The organism is Ruegeria sp. HU-ET01832 (assembly GCF_040371315.1).
GTDB classification, from domain to species: domain Bacteria; phylum Pseudomonadota; class Alphaproteobacteria; order Rhodobacterales; family Rhodobacteraceae; genus Ruegeria; species Ruegeria lacuscaerulensis_A.
Window position 1 is genome coordinate 273,732 of sequence record NZ_BAABWL010000001.1, and the last position, 18,553, is coordinate 292,284.

The 18,553-nt window shown below is 57.7% G+C and carries 16 protein-coding genes and 1 tRNA gene; 11 read left to right on the forward strand and 6 right to left on the reverse strand.

Annotated features, from left to right (window positions below):
* Window positions 1-164: 164 nt before the first annotated feature.
* A complete protein-coding gene (locus ABWV79_RS01400) occupies window positions 165-3,779 on the reverse strand; it encodes a vitamin B12-dependent ribonucleotide reductase (RefSeq protein WP_353389947.1) in 3,615 nt (1,204 codons plus the stop codon).
* Window positions 3,780-4,339: 560 nt separating this feature from the next.
* Here ABWV79_RS01400 and ABWV79_RS01405 point away from each other — a divergent pair.
* Window positions 4,340-4,750: a hypothetical protein gene (locus ABWV79_RS01405; protein WP_353389949.1), complete on the forward strand. Its 411-nt coding sequence runs from the start codon at window positions 4,340-4,342 to the stop codon at window positions 4,748-4,750.
* Between the two features lie 7 nt (window positions 4,751-4,757).
* Here ABWV79_RS01405 and ABWV79_RS01410 read toward each other — a convergent pair.
* The 4 genes from ABWV79_RS01410 to pdxH all read right to left on the reverse strand — a co-directional run bounded on the left by ABWV79_RS01410 (window position 4,758) and on the right by pdxH (window position 6,606).
* Window positions 4,758-4,834, reverse strand: a tRNA-Pro gene (locus tag ABWV79_RS01410).
* Between the two features lie 43 nt (window positions 4,835-4,877).
* Window positions 4,878-5,345, reverse strand: a complete 468-nt coding sequence (locus tag ABWV79_RS01415) for a DUF192 domain-containing protein (RefSeq protein WP_353389952.1) — start codon at window positions 5,343-5,345, stop codon at window positions 4,878-4,880.
* A gap of 6 nt (window positions 5,346-5,351) precedes the next feature.
* Window positions 5,352-5,858 (reverse strand): cold-shock protein, encoded by a 507-nt coding sequence (locus tag ABWV79_RS01420; protein ID WP_174821856.1) that lies wholly within the window; start codon window positions 5,856-5,858, stop codon window positions 5,352-5,354.
* Between the two features lie 142 nt (window positions 5,859-6,000).
* Window positions 6,001-6,606 (reverse strand): pyridoxamine 5'-phosphate oxidase, encoded by a 606-nt coding sequence (pdxH, locus tag ABWV79_RS01425; protein ID WP_170354283.1) that lies wholly within the window; start codon window positions 6,604-6,606, stop codon window positions 6,001-6,003.
* Between the two features lie 136 nt (window positions 6,607-6,742).
* Between pdxH and fabI the strand changes: the two genes are divergently transcribed.
* The 5 genes from fabI to trpE all read left to right on the forward strand — a co-directional run bounded on the left by fabI (window position 6,743) and on the right by trpE (window position 12,751).
* Window positions 6,743-7,549, forward strand: coding sequence for an enoyl-ACP reductase FabI (fabI, locus tag ABWV79_RS01430; RefSeq protein ID WP_170354284.1), 807 nt, complete (start codon window positions 6,743-6,745; stop codon window positions 7,547-7,549).
* 5 nt (window positions 7,550-7,554) lie between these two features.
* Entirely contained in the window at window positions 7,555-8,064 is a 510-nt protein-coding gene (gpt, locus tag ABWV79_RS01435; protein WP_170354285.1) for a xanthine phosphoribosyltransferase, read from the forward strand.
* Window positions 8,065-8,131: 67 nt separating this feature from the next.
* A complete protein-coding gene (locus ABWV79_RS01440; RefSeq protein ID WP_353389957.1) occupies window positions 8,132-9,307 on the forward strand; it encodes an aminotransferase in 1,176 nt (391 codons plus the stop codon).
* A 79-nt stretch (window positions 9,308-9,386) separates the two neighbouring features.
* Window positions 9,387-11,228 carry a peptidyl-prolyl cis-trans isomerase gene (locus ABWV79_RS01445; protein WP_353389960.1) on the forward strand — a complete coding sequence of 614 codons (1,842 nt, stop codon included), beginning with the start codon at window positions 9,387-9,389 and terminating at the stop codon, window positions 11,226-11,228.
* Window positions 11,229-11,239: 11 nt separating this feature from the next.
* Window positions 11,240-12,751 (forward strand): anthranilate synthase component I, encoded by a 1,512-nt coding sequence (gene trpE, locus ABWV79_RS01450; RefSeq protein ID WP_353389963.1) that lies wholly within the window; start codon window positions 11,240-11,242, stop codon window positions 12,749-12,751.
* 35 nt (window positions 12,752-12,786) lie between these two features.
* Here trpE and ABWV79_RS01455 read toward each other — a convergent pair whose 3' ends face one another.
* Window positions 12,787-14,286 (reverse strand): divergent polysaccharide deacetylase family protein, encoded by a 1,500-nt coding sequence (locus ABWV79_RS01455; protein WP_353389966.1) that lies wholly within the window; start codon window positions 14,284-14,286, stop codon window positions 12,787-12,789.
* A 193-nt stretch (window positions 14,287-14,479) separates the two neighbouring features.
* Between ABWV79_RS01455 and ABWV79_RS01460 the strand changes: the two genes are divergently transcribed.
* The 5 genes from ABWV79_RS01460 to ABWV79_RS01480 are packed head-to-tail and all read left to right on the forward strand — an operon-like array spanning window position 14,480 to window position 18,528.
* On the forward strand, window positions 14,480-15,061 hold the full coding sequence (locus ABWV79_RS01460; protein WP_170756363.1) for an anthranilate synthase component II: 582 nt from the start codon (window positions 14,480-14,482) through the stop codon (window positions 15,059-15,061).
* Window positions 15,058-16,077 carry an anthranilate phosphoribosyltransferase gene (gene trpD / locus ABWV79_RS01465; protein WP_353389969.1) on the forward strand — a complete coding sequence of 340 codons (1,020 nt, stop codon included), beginning with the start codon at window positions 15,058-15,060 and terminating at the stop codon, window positions 16,075-16,077. Before ABWV79_RS01460 ends, trpD begins: the two co-directional genes overlap by 4 nt.
* Window positions 16,074-16,886: an indole-3-glycerol phosphate synthase TrpC gene (trpC, locus tag ABWV79_RS01470; RefSeq protein ID WP_353389972.1), complete on the forward strand. Its 813-nt coding sequence runs from the start codon at window positions 16,074-16,076 to the stop codon at window positions 16,884-16,886. Before trpD ends, trpC begins: the two co-directional genes overlap by 4 nt.
* Window positions 16,886-17,359: a cyclic pyranopterin monophosphate synthase MoaC gene (gene moaC, locus ABWV79_RS01475; RefSeq protein WP_170354293.1), complete on the forward strand. Its 474-nt coding sequence runs from the start codon at window positions 16,886-16,888 to the stop codon at window positions 17,357-17,359. Before trpC ends, moaC begins: the two co-directional genes overlap by 1 nt.
* Window positions 17,356-18,528 carry a molybdopterin molybdotransferase MoeA gene (locus tag ABWV79_RS01480; protein WP_353389975.1) on the forward strand — a complete coding sequence of 391 codons (1,173 nt, stop codon included), beginning with the start codon at window positions 17,356-17,358 and terminating at the stop codon, window positions 18,526-18,528. The genes moaC and ABWV79_RS01480 overlap by 4 nt, the downstream gene beginning before the upstream one ends.
* Window positions 18,529-18,553 lie beyond the last annotated feature (25 nt).

Below are 18,553 nucleotides of genomic sequence, written 5' to 3' on the forward strand. Positions count from 1 at the left end.
AAGAGCAATATTCCGCCCCACCCTGTTCCCGGCCGACACGGGCATGTCGGCCGAGTGGAAAAAGGCATCGTCGGTAAGTCTCGGCGCCTTCTTCCGTATTCGTCGGGACCGGGCATTCGGGGGAAAGCCCAGGTCCCTACACCCCGCCTGACGGGGCGTTTGCCTTAGCTACACCCGCTGGTCGCACCGCAGGTGTTGCATTTCATACAGGTGCCATTGCGCACCAATGTGTAGTTTCCGCATTCACCACAGGGATCGCCCTCGTACCCTTGCATCTTGGCTTTGGTGCGGGCGTCCATGCCGGTCGCCACTGCAGTTTCAGCAGGGGCTTCGAACACGGCGGCAGGTTCCGCCATCCCGGTCGCATCTGCTTGCGGTGTGAACACGGCCAGATCCTGCGGCAACCGCTTGCGCAGATACCCGGTCGAGCTGATTTGCTTCAATACTTCCAATGACTTGGAGGCCGCCGTTTCACTGATCTCGGATACGTTCGAGACGCCCTCTTCCTCGCCTCGGCCGATATCGTCAAAGGTCGCGCCTTCGGGCTTCACATGGGCCAGATCAGTGCGGTCCAGATAGCTGACGGCCAGCTCGCGGAAGATGTAGTCCAAGATCGACGTCGCGTTCTTGATCGAGTCGTTGCCCTGCACCATCCCCGCCGGTTCGAACTTGGTGAAGGTAAAGGCGTCTACGAACTCTTCCAGCGGCACGCCGTATTGCAGGCCGACCGAGACCGCGATGGCAAAGTTGTTCATCATCGCGCGGAAGCCAGCGCCTTCCTTGTGCATGTCGATGAAAATCTCGCCCAGCGAGCCGTCCGAGTATTCACCCGTCCGCAGATAGACCTTGTGGCCGCCCACGATGGCTTTCTGAGTGTAGCCTTTCCGGCGCTCCGGCATCTTCTCGCGGTGCGAGCGGACGATTTCCTTGACGACGACCTTCTCGATGACCTTCTCGGCCAGCACGGCAGCTTTTTCGGCGGGTGTGCCGCTTTCCAGAACTTCCGCCGCTTCGTCGTCATCCTCGACCAGCGCAGCGGCCAGAGGCTGAGACAGTTTCGAGCCGTCACGGTAGAGCGCGTTGGCTTTCACACCCAGCGACCACGACAGTTCATAGGCTTTCTGGCAGTCTTCGATGGTCGCGTCGTTCGGCATGTTGATCGTTTTTGAGATCGCGCCCGAGATGAAGCTCTGCGCCGCCGCCATCATGGTGATGTGGCTGTCAACCCCAAGGAAACGCTTACCTTTCTTGCCGCACGGGTTGGCGCAATCGAAGATGGAATAGTGTTCCTCTTTCAGGTGCGGCGCGCCTTCCAGCGTCATGGTTCCGCAGACGTGATCATTCGCCGCTTCGATATCCGCGCGGGTGAAACCCAGGTGACGCAGAAGGTCGAAAGTCGGGTCATTCAGCTTGGTGGCCGGGATGCCCAGAACGCCGGTGCAGAAATCCTCGCCCAATGTCCACTGGTTGAAGACGAACCGGATGTCGAACGCGCTTTCCAGTGCCGCATCCACCTTGGCCAGTTCATTCGGGCCGAACCCATGACCGGTAAGCGACGTGTGGTTGATCCCCGGCGCGTTGCCGATGGTGCCATGACCAACCGCGTAGCCCACGATCTCTTCGATCTGAGACGAGGAATAGCCCAGCTTCTCCAGCGCCGACGGCACCGAGCGGTTGATGATCTTGAAGTAACCGCCGCCCGCAAGCTTCTTGAACTTGACCAGAGCAAAGTCCGGCTCGATCCCGGTGGTGTCGCAATCCATCACCAGACCGATGGTGCCGGTCGGCGCGATCACGGTCGCCTGCGCATTGCGGTACCCGTTCTTTTCGCCAAGGCTCAGCGCCTCATCCCAGGCCGACATGGCCAGATCAATCAGGCGCTTGTCTGGGCAGTTGCCGTGGTCCAGAGGCACCGGCTTAACGGCCAGTTTCTCATAACCCTCGGTCACACCCTGCGACGCACGGCGGTGGTTACGGATGACGCGCAGCATGTGATCGGCGTTGCGCTCATAGCCCTTGAATGGGCCCAGCTCCCCAGAAATCTCAGCCGAAGTTGCATAAGCCACACCGGTCATGATCGCGGTCAGCGCACCACAGATCGCCCGACCTTCGTCCGAGTCATAGCTGTAGCCCATGTTCATCAGAAGGCCGCCGATATTCGCATAGCCCAGACCCAGCGTACGGAAGTCATAGGATAGTTGCGCGATTTCCTTCGACGGGAACTGCGCCATCGTCACCGAAATTTCCAGCGTCAGAGTCCACAGACGCGAGGCGTGCATGTAATCCGCCGCCTGGAACTCACCATCCTTGAGGAAGGTCAGCAGGTTCATCGACGCCAGGTTACAAGCCGTGTCATCAAGGAACATGTATTCCGAGCAGGGGTTCGAGCCGCGGATCTCACCATCTTCAGGGCATGTGTGCCATTCATTTACCGTGTCGTGGAACTGAATGCCCGGATCAGCGCAAGCCCACGCGGCGTGGCCAACCTTTTCCCACAGATCGCGCGCCTTGACGGTCTTGGCGACCTTACCATCGGTCCGGTTGATCAGCTCCCAATCGGCATCTTTTTCAACGGCCGTCAGGAACGCGTTGGTCACGCGGATCGAGTTGTTGGAGTTTTGGCCCGAGACCGAGCTGTAAGCTTCCGAATCCCAGTCCGTATCATAGGTCGGGAATTCGATGCTGTCGTGGCCTTGCCGCGCGTAATCCAGCACGCGCTTGATGTAAGTCTCGGGAATTGCGACCTTTTTGGCCTCGCGCACAGCCATTTTCAGGCTGTCATTCTTGTTCGGATCATAGGCGTCATCGGCGGCGCCGTCCCAAGAGCGGATGGCCTCGAAAATGCCGTTCAGCATCTTCTCGTGCATCTTCGATCCGGCAACGATCGAGGCCACCTTCTGCTCTTCGATCACCTTCCATTCGATGAATTGCTCGATATCGGGGTGATCTGCATCGACGATTACCATCTTTGCTGCTCGACGGGTTGTACCGCCTGATTTGATCGCGCCAGCGGCGCGGTCGCCGATCTTGAGAAAGCCCATAAGACCCGAGGACTTGCCGCCGCCTGACAGCGCCTCGCCTTCCGCGCGCAGATGGCTGAAGTTGGTCCCGGTGCCCGAGCCATATTTAAACAGGCGCGCCTCGCGCACCCACAGATCCATGATGCCGCCTTCGTTCACCAGATCATCATCGACGGACTGGATGAAGCACGCGTGCGGCTGCGGATGTTCGTAAGCGGATTTCGACTTGGTCAGTTTGCCGGTTTTATAGTCGACATAGTGGTGACCCTGCGCAGGACCGTCTATACCGTAAGCCCAGTGAAGGCCCGTATTGAACCACTGTGGCGAGTTCGGCGCGGCGCGTTGGGTCGCCAGCATATAGCGCATCTCGTCAAAGTAGGAGCGTGCGTCTTCCTCGGTCGAGAAATAGCCACCCTTCCAGCCCCAATAAGCCCAGGCGCCAGCCAGTCGGTCAAACACCTGTTTCGAGGACGTTTCTCCGTCGAATTCTGCACCCTCGGCCGGGACCGAGCGCCACAGGAATTCGGGCACGTCTTTTTCCTTAACTTTCTTCAGCTTGGTGGGCACACCGGCTTTGCGGAAGTATTTCTGAGCGATGACGTCACTGGCCACCTGACTCCAGCTTGACGGCACTTCGATACCATCCAGCCGGAAGACTATAGTGCCATCAGGATTCCGAATCTCAGACGTTGCGGACACAAAGTCCAAATCCGCGTAGGCATCTTGTCCCGATTTAGTGAATTTCCTGTCAATCTGCATGTCCGCCGCCCTAGATTCAATCAACTTGTCCCTTAGTGATTGACCCCCAAATCAAGGATCGCCCACCTGCCAAAAAAATTCGGGCGCAACGAACCCTGCGCTACCTGCGGCAGCGCAAACCCGTCCAAACGGCTGCACGTTACTATTATGTGCTTTCCGACCCTCGCCCTGTGCCCAACACCGGTTTTTCTACCAGATTTAGTGGCACCACATTCGGCCTATACAATCTGGCGTATTCAGCCATAGATCGTCAACGTCATTTTTCCGTCATTTTTGAAATCTTTTTTGTTGACCGGATTGTAACGCCTTCGTGAAACGAGGTGTTTCCCGATTCCTCCACAAGTTCATCCACCGGTATTGGTCAGCCGCCGACTAAATCTAACGCGCAATTAACTGTGATTTCCGGCACAGTTATCGGCATTTGATAAACCTACGTTAAGGTATTTAAACTGAAACAGAATCAGCACGGCCCATATCGGACAAGCACATCCGGGCATACCGCGCCAAACGACAGATCGAGGGTACAGGAATTGATACCGAGGCTTGGAATCCTATCCCTAATGGGCCTGATCGTGGCGTGCACAGCACAAGATGTGCCCACTCCAACCCGCAGCGCACAGTTTCAAGACTATCCAAAGCGTCTGTTCGATACGTTTGAAGTCAGCTGTAGCGGTCCAGGAGAGCAGTTCGAACGGGTCGGGAATCAAGTGTTTGAATGCACCGAGCTTTTGCCTCCGGACACGACTGCTTATCTGATTCTCAACTACGAGGGATATCCGCAGGACTTGCCTCAAAGTGTCATGCGCCTGACATCGACCAAAAACACTGCTGGTTATCGGATCGATGCCGAGGTGTTTTTTAATGTCCCCCAAAGGACAGGCCCGCCTGTGCAGGTGCCAGTCGAAAGCAAGACTCTGGATAAAGCGCTAAGTGCGCTCTACCAGGCAATGGGGGGATCACCAACATTGTAAGAAGAAGTGGTCGGGGCGGCAGGATTCGAACCTACGACCCCCTGTACCCAAAACAGGTGCGCTACCAGACTGCGCCACGCCCCGGACCGTGCGCCTTCCTAAACGCGCTGTTCTGATTTGAAAAGCCCTAACAGGGCCAAATTGCAGGACCTTGTGAAAAAACTTCGTGCCGCATCTGAGTTCCGGGCATGATCAGGTAACGTTCGGCCAGCCCTGCATTGATTTCCAAGACCGCATAGACCGAATCTCCCCCCTCAATCGGAGTCAGGTCGCCAGGAATGGCGTTGCTGTGGACATGTACGACCGACCCACTGCGATCCAAAAAAATCATATCCAATGGAATCAGCGTGTTTTTCATCCAGAACGCGACGGGCTGAGGCGGATCGAAAATAAACATCATCCCTGCCCGTTGGGGCAAAGACTCGCGGAACATAAGACCCCGCGCTCTTTCCTGAGGGCTTACAGCCAGCTCGATATCGAAACTGACCTGGGATTTGTCATTTTTTAGTGTAACCCGGTCGGGGCTGCATGCGGCAAACGCTGAACTCGTCCAAAGAACTGCAATAGTCGTCAGAACCGCCAGCCGCCCTTTCATGGTGATTCAGTCGTCCAGCGCCGCTTCCCAGGCCATGACCTGAGCCGCCATACGTCCGCGTTTTCCATCAATGACACGCATCGCAAGCGCTTCTCCGGGTTGAAGGTCGGCCAAACCTGACCGACGCAATACCTCGATATGCAGAAACACATCCTCACCGCGACCAAAGACGTTGGCAAACCCGAATCCCTTGCCTTTGTCGAACCATTTTACCCGTGCCGCCTCAAGTGGGGCTTGGGCGATCTCAACCGGGTCAAGTTCCGCGAAGTCCGCCAACAACATCGAGTCGGCTCGCGCAGGCGGATCAACGCTAATCACTTCAACTGCCTGGACACCCCGATCCGTGCGATGCGTCATGATCTCGATCCCGGCGCCATCAGCCACCGAACTTTGACCGAAATTGCGCAACACGTTCACATGCAACAGAATATCAGGACCGCCTTCGTCAGACACAACGAACCCGTAACCTTTGGCGGGGTCGAACCATTTTACGTGCCCGCGAACGCGGTACATGTTGTTCAGATCTTCTGGCACGGTGTTTCCATCGCGAGTTTTTTCAATTTGTTAAGGGTCCGATGTGTATGGGATTGGCACACAAATTCAAGCCGAAAAAACCCTTTGATCTCTGAGTGTTGCATTTCACGATACGCGAAAGTCATGGATTCAACCTTTGCACTTGCCACCCAGAGCCCGCTTGATCGCGCCGCCATTGGAACCTGTCATGCAGCCGAAACGCACCGTCGGCCCAGAATTCTATTTCGTTTGGTTCCAGCCTATATCCGCCCCAAAACGGCGGACGCGGAGGGTTCGGACCCAGTTTTGCCGTAACTTTTGCAACTTCGGCCATCAAGGCCGATCGGCTGCTCAGGGGGCGTGACTGTTTCGAAGCCCAGGCCCCAAGACGACTTTTGAGTGAGCGGGACGCATAGTACTCGTCAGCCTGCGGCCCGGTTTCACGCGTAATTGTACCACGAACTCGGATTTGACGCCGCAAAGATTTCCAATGCATCACGAAAGCTGCCTTGCCAGCGCTGTCCAGCTCTGCTGCCTTTGCACTTTCATAGTTTGTATAAAACACAAACGCATCCCGCTCGATCTCTTTGAGAAGGACCATCCGCACATTGGGCAACCCTTCAGAGTCTACGGTCGCCAAGGCAATCGCATTAGGATCATTTGGTTCACTGCCCTTGGCGTCCTCCAGCCACCGAGTCGCGATTTCAAACGGATCGGTGCCAGCAAAAATGCCGTCTCTTTCACTCATTTCCATCCCCTGGAAACTCTTGCTAACCACACTACGGCCAGAACCCGCCACGAGCAAGAGCACACGGCCTTGATGCAGGCCATCCAATGGCATAAACCATCCAGACATAATGCGAAGGACAGGCGGAGAACCGAACATGTCAAATCAGTTGATGGCCGGCAAGCGCGGCCTCATCATGGGACTGGCCAATGACAAATCAATCGCATGGGGGATTGCCCGCGCATTGTCCGACGCGGGGGCCGATCTTGCATTCTCATATCAGGGCGACGCGCTGAAGAAACGAGTTGACCCTCTGGCCGCTCAGCTTGGTAGTGAGATTGTGCTGCCTTGCGACGTCAGTGACGAAGAGTCGATTGACGCGCTGTTTGCGGCGCTTGAAGAAAAGTGGGGCAAACTGGACTTTGTAGTTCACGCGATCGGATTCTCGGATAAGAACGAGCTTCGCGGTCGGTACGTGGATACGTCTCGTGCCAACTTCAAACTCACCATGGACGTTTCGGTCTATTCTTTCACAGCGGTGATGCAACGCGCCGAGAAGATGATGACCGACGGCGGCAGCGCGATCACACTGACGTATTACGGGGCCGAGCAGGTCATGCCGCATTATAACGTCATGGGTGTGGCCAAGGCGGCACTGGAAGCGTCGGTCAAGTACCTTGCCGAAGATCTGGGCAAAGACGGTATCCGCGTCAACGCAATCTCGGCCGGCCCGATCAAGACGCTGGCCGCCAGCGGCATCGGCGATTTCCGCTACATCATGAAGTGGAACGAGTATAACTCGCCCCTGCGTCGCAATGTCTCCATCGACGATGTTGGCAATTCGGCCTTGTACCTGTTGTCCGACCTCAGCAGTGGCGTGACCGGTGAAAACCTGCACGTGGATTCGGGCTATCATATTGTCGGTATGAAGGCCGTCGATGCACCAGACGTTGAGAAGGGTTAACACCGATGAGCGCCAAAGACCGCCTACCCCACGAAAAAGGCTTTCATATCAGTTGGGATCAGATTCACCGTGATTCCCGCGCTTTAGCCTGGCGTCTGGACGGGCAAGGCCCCGATGACGGCGCGTGGCGCGCTGTGGTCGCAATCACCCGCGGCGGCATGGCGCCTGCTATGATCGTCAGCCGCGAGCTTGATATACGCACCGTCGATACAATCAGTGTTCGCTCCTACCACCACCAGGAACAAGGCGAGGCGGAGGTTTTGAAAGCCCCCGATGCTCAGTTGATGGGCGATGGTACCGGTGTGCTGATCGTTGACGATCTGGTCGACAGTGGAAAAACGCTGGAATTGGTGCGTGCAATGTACCCCAACGCACATTTTGCCACCGTTTACGCTAAGCCCAAGGGCCGCCCGATGGTGGATACATTCATCACCGAGGTTAGCCAGGATACCTGGATCTTCTTCCCTTGGGATATGGCCCTACAATATGTCGAGCCATATCGAGGCACGGACTGATCCGTAGCCTTTTCCGCCGAAAACACTTGGGAATGCGAGGCAATGCCTCGCAAACAACAGCCACGCCATGACACGAACCCGCACCAGCGCCACTTTTCCTCCTCCGGTGATGGAGGCGCGTCGCTGGCTTGAAGGCGTGGACTTCCCCGAAAACCGCTCCCTGATCAATGTCAGCCAAGCGGCCCCTGTTGACCCGCCGCCACTGGCCTTGCGTCAGGCAATGGCGGATTTCGCGGTCAATACAGATGCAGCGCATTTATATGGCCCCGTTCTGGGTAATCCTGACCTGCGCGAGGCGCTGGCTACACAAATCAGCCAGCACTATGACGCCGAAGTACAACCATCCCAGGTGGCGATCACCTCGGGGTGCAATCAGGCTTTCGCCGCGGCAATCTCGGCGCTGACTGATGAAGGGGATGAGGTTATCCTGCCAACCCCATGGTATTTCAATCATAAAATGTGGCTTGATATGGCCGGGGTGACGGCGGTCGACTTGCAAACCAATGACGACCTTTTGCCTGACCCCGACGCCGCCCGAGCGCTGATCACGGATCGAACACGCGCAATATCATTGGTTACTCCGAACAACCCCGGCGGTGTGGAATATCCATCCGATCTGGTCCAAGCCTTTTACGATCTCGCCCGCGAAACCGGCATCCGGCTGCTGGTCGACGAAACATACCGCGACTTCGACAGCCGCAGCGGTCCGCCGCATCGCCTGTTCAGCCAACCCGACTGGGATAAAACGCTGGTTCACCTGTATTCCTTTTCCAAAGCCTATCGGCTGACCGGCCACCGCGTCGGTGCCATCGCGACCAGCCCCGACCTTTTGGCCGAAATCGAAAAGTTTCTGGATACAGTCGCCATCTGCCCTGGCCAGATGGGACAGTTTGCGGCGCTCTGGGGGATGCAAAACCTGTCCCAGTGGGTTGCGGGCGAGCGGGATGAGATCCTTGACCGCCGTGTCGCCATCCAAGAGATGCTGCCGCGCCTGACCTCAAAAGGCTGGCGCCTGCTGGGGCTGGGCGCGTATTTTGCCTATCTCGAACATCCGTTCGACATGCCTTCGGACGTATTGGCGCAAAAACTGGTTTCCGAGGCAGGCATTCTGTTGCTGCCGGGAACGATGTTCATGCCCGACACAGACCCGGCTGGAAAGCAGCAAGTCCGAGTGGCTTTTGCCAACCTGGACCGCGCCGGACTGGCGCAATTGTTCGACCGGCTCGAAGCGTTGACCTTCTGAGCTTGCCCCTCGGCGACGCGCATCGTATTCAGGGCCGCAACCGACAGGGCAGACCTTTGCCACAAAACAAGAGGGCACCATGGCCGCAGGCGTAAAAAAGCTATCGAAGACCTTTGTCTGGATCCTCATGGGCCTTTTGATGTTGGGGCTCGCAGGGTTTGGCGCAACCAGCTTGTCCGGCACAGTGCGCACAGTCGCACAGGTTGGGAACGAAAGCGTCTCGGTCGATGAATATGTTCGCGAGCTGCAACGCGAAATCCGCGCCGTGGAACAACAGACCGGTCAGCCACTGCAGATCGCGCAGGCACATGAATTCGGGTTGGATCAGTTGGCACTGTCTCGTCTGACGGCGCTGGCGTCGCTGGACAATGAAGTTGGGCTGCTGGGCATCTCGATCGGGGACGCAAACCTGCAACAGGAAATTGTCGCAATCTCGGCCTTTCAGGGGATCGACGGGAACTTTGACCGCGACGCCTATGAATTCCAACTGGATCAGGTCGGAATGTCCGATGCCGAATTCGAATCCGACCTGCGCAAAGAGTCGGCTCGAACCATCGTTCAGGGCGCGGTCATGGGTGGTATCGAAATGCCTGCAACCCTGACGGATGCGATGATGAACTTTGTTGGCGCGCGGCGCAGCTTCATAGTGGCAACGCTGGGTCCGGACGCACTGGCAGCGCCGATTGCCGCACCGACAGACGCGCAAATTCAATCTTATTACGATGAAAACGGGGATCTGTTCACCCTGCCCCGAACCAAGAAGTTGACATATGCGATCCTTTCTCCGGAGATGTTGCTGGACAGTGTAGACGTTGACGAAGACTCGGTCCGCCGTCTGTATGACCAGCGTGCTGACGAATATCTGCAGCCAGAACGCCGTCTTGTCGAACGCCTGCCCTTTGCGGATGAAGCCGCCGCCGAAGCGGCCAAAGCGCAGCTTGAGGTTGGCGGAACAACCTTCGAGCAATTGGTGCGTGAGCGCGAGCTTGAACTGAGCGATGTTGATTTAGGCGACGTCACCCGCGACGATCTGGGGGACGCAGCTGACGGCGTCTTTGCTGCCGATCTGGACGCCGTGGTCGGCCCGCTTCCGTCCTCTCTGGGGCCAGCTCTGTTCCGCATCAATGGATCGCTTGCTGAAAACAACACCTCATTCGAAGACGCGGCCCCAGCCCTGCGCGAAGAGCTGGCCGCAGATCGCGCGCGTCGCCAGATTGAGGCGCAAGCCGAAGACATCAACGACCTGCTGGCAGGTGGTGCCACGCTGGAAGAGCTGGTCGGCGAAACAGAGATGGAATTGGGTCAGATCGACTGGACCACGCAAAGCGAGGACGGGGTTGCGGCCTATGATGGGTTCCGCACTGCTGCACTAGCCGTGAACGAGGGCGATTTCCCCGAGGTCGCGTTCCTGGAAGACGGCTCGATCTTTGCGATGCGCCTGAACGAAGTGTTACCTCGCCGCCCCGAACCGCTGGACAGCGCGCGCGACCGCGTGATCGCCGCATGGACTCAGGCCGAGACGAACAAGGCGCTGGAGGAACAGGCCGCAACTGTCCTTGAGCAGCTTGAGGGCGGTGGCGATTTCACCGCAACGGGCTTGCCATTCCGGGTCGAGAACGCCCTGACGCGTACAGCATTCCTTGAAGATGTTCCTGCCGATTTCATGGTTCAGGTGTTTGAAATGGAGCCCGGCGAACTGCGCGTTGTTTCCGGTGAGGGCACTGCCCTGATCGTCCGTCTGGAAGAGCTGCTGCCCCCAGATGAAACAGACGAACTGCGGCAAGCCCGAGAGGCCCTTGCTGCGCAGTTGGACCAGGCGTTGGCACAGAATATTTTCGACGCTTTTGTCCGCGATGCGCAGTTTCGTGCCCGACCAACCGTGGACCAGCGTGCCCTGAATGCCGTTCAGGCGAGCTATTAAAAGAGACCGATATGGCCCTTACCCCTGAGTTTGACAGTTTCGCCCGCGCCTACGAGGCTGGCGAAAATCAGGTAGTCTATACGCGCCTTGCGGCTGATCTGGATACGCCCGTTTCCCTGATGCTCAAGCTGACGGGCGCGCAAAAAGACGCGTTCATGCTGGAATCGGTTACCGGCGGAGAGGTACGCGGGCGCTATTCGATCATTGGTATGAAACCGGATCTGATCTGGCGCTGCCAGGGCGACGTGTCCGAGCTGAACCGGTCGGCGCGTTTCGACCCCGAGGCGTTCCAGCCTCAGGATGGAAACCCGATGGATAATTTGCGGGCACTGCTGGCTGAAAGTCGGATCGCTCTGCCCGATGATCTGCCTCAGGCGGCCGCCGGGCTGTTTGGTTATCTGGGTTATGACATGGTGCGCCTGGTCGAGTATCTGCCAGACGTGAACCCTGACCCTCTGGGGCTGCCAGATGCGGTGATGTTGCGTCCCTCGGTCGTGGCCGTTCTGGACGGCGTCAAAGGTGAGGTGACCGTTGTTTCCCCCGCATGGGTCAGTGAAGGTCAGTCCGCCAAAGCGGCTTATGCCCAAGCAGCCGAGCGCGTGATGGATTCCGTTCGCGATCTGGAACGCGCCATGCCCGCCGAAACCCGCGATCTGGGCGACGCGTCCGAAGTGGCCGCGCCTGTCTCGAACTTCACCAAGTCGGGCTATATGGAAGCGGTCGAGAAAGCCAAAGACTATATCCGCGCAGGCGATATCTTTCAGGTGGTTCCGGCCCAGCGTTGGACGCAGGATTTTCCGCTGCCGCCTTTTGCACTGTATCGGTCGTTGCGCCGCACGAACCCGTCGCCCTTCATGTTCTACTTCAACTTTGGCGGTTTTCAGGTCGTGGGCGCCAGCCCCGAGATTCTGGTGCGTGTCTTTGGCAACGAGGTCACGATCCGCCCAATTGCAGGCACCCGTCCCCGTGGCGCGACCCCCGAGGAAGACAAGGCGAACGAGGCCGATCTGCTGGCCGACAAGAAAGAACTGGCCGAGCATCTCATGTTGCTGGATCTGGGCCGCAATGACACGGGCCGCGTGGCCAAGATTGGCACCGTGCGACCCACCGAAGAATTCATCATCGAACGCTACAGCCACGTGATGCACATTGTGTCGAACGTGGTCGGCGAACTGGCCGAAGATAAAGACGCGCTGGATGCGTTCTTTGCCGGGATGCCTGCAGGCACGGTTTCAGGCGCGCCCAAGGTCCGCGCGATGGAGATCATTGACGAATTGGAGCCGGAAAAGCGCGGTGTCTATGGCGGCGGGGTCGGATATTTCAGCGCGGGTGGAGACATGGATATGTGTATCGCCCTGCGCACAGCGATTGTGAAAGATCACAAGCTGTATATTCAGGCCGGTGGCGGTGTCGTCTATGACAGCGACCCCGAGGCGGAATTCATGGAGACCGTGCACAAATCCAATGCCATCCGACGCGCGGCTGCTGATGCTGCGCGCTTTACGGGACCGGGTAACAGCTGATCAAACGGCTGGCCAAACCGGCCAGCCATACGGACTTATTGAACGGCTTGTTTCATGACGGCGGAAATCGGTGCCATGGCCACACGCCCTCCCCGGTCTTCCAGGGCCCAGACAAGCAGGGCCGAGATGGTATCAGGGCGCAACCGTCCCAGCATGACAACCGTCCCCTCCTGCCCGGCCCGGAATGCGGCCTGATCCAGAAAGCGGCGCATGATCTTTGGGTCCTGACGTGCGCCGTCTATGTCTCGGAAAATCACGCTGGACGGTGTCCCATTGCGGGCAGCCAGCTTCTGAACCGTGTTGAGGCCGTTGTCCTGGGTGATCAAGCCACGGCCTGTCCCGGCAGCAATAGCGGCAACCTGATCAGCCAGCTTGCGATTGCCCTGAATGCCTGTCTCGACCCCTTCGAGAATACCGACCGTTTCTGGCAAGGTCTGCAACCATACGGCCATTGACACTTCGGCATCCTGCGCACTGGCGGTTTTAGGAAGATCCGCCATCGCAAGAACCTCGAAACCTGCAGAGCGATGTCTTGCCATCTTTTCGGCAGCATCGGGGTCGGAGGGGCTAACGGCAAAGCTGATCGGATAAGGGAAATCCTGCAACGCTTCGGCACCATAAGCGCCTTCGTCGTCAATCAGGATAATTGACATCAGCGGTTTCGCGTCGGGGTTATCGAATTTGGCCGCATAGGCTTCGATCGGTTTTCCCAGCACCGCAGTCTGACCTGATCCGTCCTGATCAGCCAGAGCGTTGTCCCGTTCGGTCAGCGGGACAACGCGCCGACCAACCGTTAAACCCCCTGCGCCGTTTTGGTCACCACCGATCTGTGGAACGGCAGCGATGCGCGGCAGAGAGCGGTTGAGATCCGTTTCATCACCCTCGACCGCGATGGGATTTTCTTCAGGCAAATCTTCCTTCGGCTCGAGCGCGGCAATTTCCGGCAAAGGCTCTGCTTCTGTACTTTCCGGTTCAAAGTCGGGGGCCGGTTCCAACTCGGCAGCCTGGGATTGGTCTGGTTCAGGCTCGACAGACTCAGGCTGGGGCTGTTCGACAGGTACTTCTAGTGCATCGACTTCCGGGGCTGGAGGGGCTGGGGGCTCCTCGATCAACTCGGGCTGCCCTTCGGCAATCGGCGTATCTGGCAAAACTGCAGGCGCTTGCGGCTGAACAGGTGCCTCACTCGTCACTGCCACCTCATCAGGCTCGACGACGGCTGCCTCTTCGACAACGGGCGCGGATTCGTTGACCTGCGGCTGATCATCCGGAGCCTCTTCAATTTCCGAAAGCCCTGCCAGCGTATCTGGTTGTTGATCGGTTGATTCAGGCTCTGCCGCGGGCAAAGTGACCAAATCGGCATCTGCAATGGCTTCGGGCTTGTCTGCCTCGACCTCGGGTACTTCGCTTGGTGCAGGTTCGGGTGCAACATCCGCAACAACGGGTTTGCGCGACAGAGGCGTGGTTAGAGACAACGCCGCTCCCAACAGCATTATCACGACCGCACCTGCGATCATCCCTCCTAGAAATCCGCCCATTCTAATTGCCTTTCGACTAATTCCTGCTTCGATTGCCTGCGTCGTCTTCTGCGACACTCACCCGCAAGCGCGTATGGAACCGGATGTCCTCTTGACGCTGCCTCGCAAGCCTGAGCATGTATGTCCCGACATTATATCGCGGCTCGGGGCTGTATCGCCAGTCCCAAATGCCCAATCAGAGACAAGTGCCCAAATGCTGCTGCTGATCGACAACTACGACTCGTTTACCTACAATCTGGTACACTATTTAGGCGAACTTGGTGCCGAAATGGTCATTCGGCGAAATGACGCGCTGGATGTGCAAGAGGCCATGGCCATGAACCCGGCCGGAATCCTTCTTAGCCCCGGACCATGCGACCCGGATCAGGCCGGGATTTGCCTGGCGCTGACACAGGCAGCTGCTGAAACCCAGACCCCCTTGATGGGCGTTTGCCTTGGGCATCAGACCATCGGGCAAGCATTCGGCGGTGACGTTATTCGGTGCCATGAGATTGTGCACGGCAAGATGGGCACCATGCATCACACTGGGAAAGGTCTGTTCGCTGGGCTGCCTTCCCCCTTCGAGGCAACCCGGTACCATTCTCTGGTGGTCGACCGAACCACCCTGCCCGATTGCCTGGAAATCACAGCTGAGCTGGAAGATGGGACGATCATGGGCCTGCAACATAAGCAGCTCCCTATTCACGGCGTTCAGTTCCACCCAGAATCGATTGCATCCGAGCACGGCCATGCCTTGCTCAAGAACTTCCTGTCCGAGATGAAAGTCCCCGCATGAGCGACGTATTGAAACCGCTGATCGGCACTGCTGCTGATCGGCCTTTGACGCGCGCCGAAGCCGAACAGGCTTTTGGCATCCTCTTCGATGGCGCCGCCACACCCAGCCAGATCGGCGGTTTGCTGATGGCGATGCGAACCCGAGGCGAGACGGTCGACGAATATGCGGCGGCGGCAGCAGTGATGCGGGCCAAATGTAACGCGGTCAATGCGCCGGACGGCGCGATGGATATCGTCGGCACAGGTGGCGATGGCAAGGGAACGCTGAATATCTCTACCGCAACAGCCTTTGTCGTCGCGGGCGCTGGCGTCACAGTTGCAAAACACGGGAATCGGAACCTCAGTTCGAAATCCGGTGCGGCCGATGCGTTGGGTCAGATGGGTATCAACGTGATGGTCGGACCAGAAGTCGTTGAAAAAGCGCTGAAAGAGGCTGGTATAGGCTTTATGATGGCCCCCATGCACCATCCGGCCATTGCCCACGTGATGCCAACACGGCAGGAACTTGGGACACGTACGATCTTTAACATTCTAGGGCCACTTACAAACCCGGCCGGAGTAAAACGGCAATTAACGGGCGCGTTCAGCCGCGAATTGATCCGCCCGATGGCCGAGACGCTTGGCCTGCTTGGTACCGAACACGCATGGCTGGTTCACGGATCCGATGGCACCGACGAATTAACCATCACTGGTGTCAGCTGGGTAGCTTCATGGGAAAACGGCGGTGTGCGTGAGGTTGAATTGCATCCAGAAGATGCTGGCCTGCCAGTGCACCCGTTCGAGGACATTCTGGGCGGAACACCTGAAGAAAACGCTGTTGCCTTCCGCGCCTTGCTGGATGGCTCTCCGTCCGCGTACCGGGATGCAGTCCTTTTGAACTCTGCCGCTGCACTGGTGGTGGCCGACGCTGCAAGCGACCTCAAGGACGGGGTCGAGAAGGCCGCGCACAGCATCGACAGCGGCGCTGCCAAAGAAAAAATCGCGGTGCTGGCCCGCATCACTCAGGAGGCCACATGACCGAGACGGTTCTGGACAAGATCAAAGCATACAAGCTTGAGGAAGTCGCATTAGATAAGACCAATAAGTCTTTGGAAGATTTGGAGGACGAAGCCAAGTCTGCGTCTGGGGTGCGCGGTTTTGCGACAGCACTGACCGCCGCCGCGCGATCCGGCTATGGTCTGATCGCCGAGGTGAAGAAAGCAAGCCCCTCAAAAGGTTTGATCCGCCCGGATTTTGACCCTCCGGTACTGGCAAAAGCCTACGAAGAAGGCGGCGCAACCTGTCTGTCGGTTTTGACGGACACGCCCAGCTTTCAAGGGGCCAAAGAATACCTGACGGCGGCCCGCGCAGCAACGTCATTGCCTGCGCTGCGTAAGGATTTCATGTATGACCCGTATCAGGTCGTCGAAGCTCGCGCTTTGGGCGCCGACTGTATACTGATCATCATGGCCTCGGTCGAAGATGAACAAGCTGCCGAGTTGGAGCAAACGGCCTTTGACTGGGGCATGGATGTCCTGATCGAAGTGCATGACGAGGCCGAACTGGAACGCGCAACCAAGCTCAAAAGCAGTCTGATTGGGATAAATAATCGTAATCTCAAGACGTTTGAGACAACTCTTGATACAACGCGCAGGTTGTCAAAACTGGTGCCCGGCGATCGGACTATTGTTTGCGAAAGCGGTCTGAGCACGCCAGCCGACCTGGCCGACATCGCCCGCTATGGCGCACGGTCCTTCCTGATCGGCGAAAGCCTGATGCGGCAGGACAATGTCACTGCGGCGACGCGAAACTTGCTGGCTAACCCTTTGATCCCCGGAGTAATGTAATGTCGCTCACTCACTTTGACGCGCAGGGCCAAGCCCACATGGTGGATGTGTCCGATAAGGCAGTAACGGACCGGGTTGCCGTGGCGGCTGGGCACATCAAGATGGCGCAGGAAACCTTTGATTTAATATCAGAAGGGCGTGCAAAAAAGGGTGATGTGCTGGGCGTTGCACGTCTTGCTGGTATCATGGGCGCGAAAAAAACCCCTGACCTGATCCCGCTGTGTCATCCTTTGCCCGTGACTAAGGTTGCTGTCGAATTGACGTTGGACCCGGATCTGCCGGGCGTTCAGATTGAAGCGACCGTCAAGACCTCGGGTCAAACAGGTGTAGAGATGGAGGCGCTGACCGCGGCCTCGACCGCAGCCCTGACGGTTTACGACATGACCAAGGCTGTCGACAAAGCAATGGAGATCGGCGGCATAAAAGTCTTGCTAAAAGATGGCGGTAAATCAGGCCGTTACGAAGCGAAATGATAACTGTCGAAGACGCGCGGGCCCTTCTGTTTGGCCTGGTTGACCGGCTGCCTGCAGAAACCGTTTCACTCTCGCAAGCGGCCGGTCGGATTTTGGCGCAGGACGTTGCGGCTAAACGCGATCAACCTCCGTTTGCGGCATCTTCGATGGACGGATACGCAGTCAAGTCATCCGAAGTCGAACTGCACGCAATGTTCAAAGTCGTCGGAGAGGCCGCCGCTGGGCGCAGGTATTCTGGTCAAGTTGGCGCTGGTCAGGCAGTTCGCATTTTCACCGGAGCCCCCGTGCCAGACGGCGCGGATTTTGTCGTGATCCAAGAAGATACAGAACGCAGAGACGATCTGATTACAATCACGGACATGCCCGGCGACAAGACCAACATTCGACCCAAAGGTGTTGATTTCAAATCCGGCACAACGATCTCTGCCCCTCGTCGCATCCGCCCCGAAGATGTGGCCCTTATGGCCGCAATGAACATCCCCGAGGTTCCCGTCGCCCGCAAGCCGATCGTTGCACTGATCTCGACCGGAGACGAATTGGTTATGCCGGGCGATACGCCCGGCCCTGATCAGATCATCGCGTCAAACACCTTTGGCCTCAAAGCGTTGCTAGAAGATGTTGGAGCGGAAGTTCGCATTCTGCCCATCGCGCGCGACACAGTCGCTTCGCTTGAAACAGCCTTTGATCTGGCAACAGGCGCTGATCTGGTCGTCACGATCGGAGGAGCCTCGGTCGGGGACTATGATCTGGTGGCGGACGTATCCGCCAATCTCGGGATGGAGCGGTCATTTTATAAGATACGCATGCGTCCCGGAAAGCCGCTGATGGCCGGGCGGCTTGGTAAGGCTGCAATGGTTGGGTTGCCGGGAAATCCTGTCAGCGCAATGGTTTGCGGCTATCTCTTTTTGGTACCAATGGTGCGACGCATGGTGGGGCTGGCCGAGGCTTTGACACCGTTCCAAACGGCTAAACTGGTTGCCCCGCTCGGCCAGAATGGTCCGCGCGAACACTATATGCGCGCCATTCTTGATAACGATGGCATAAGGGCTTGCGACGATCAGGACAGCTCGCTTTTGAGCGTCCTGGCGCAGGCCAATGCCTTGTTGGTGCGGCAGCCGAATGATCCGGCGCGGCCTGCTGGCGATGAGGTCCTGTACCTACAGATTTAGCAAACGCTCAAATTCGTTGACACAA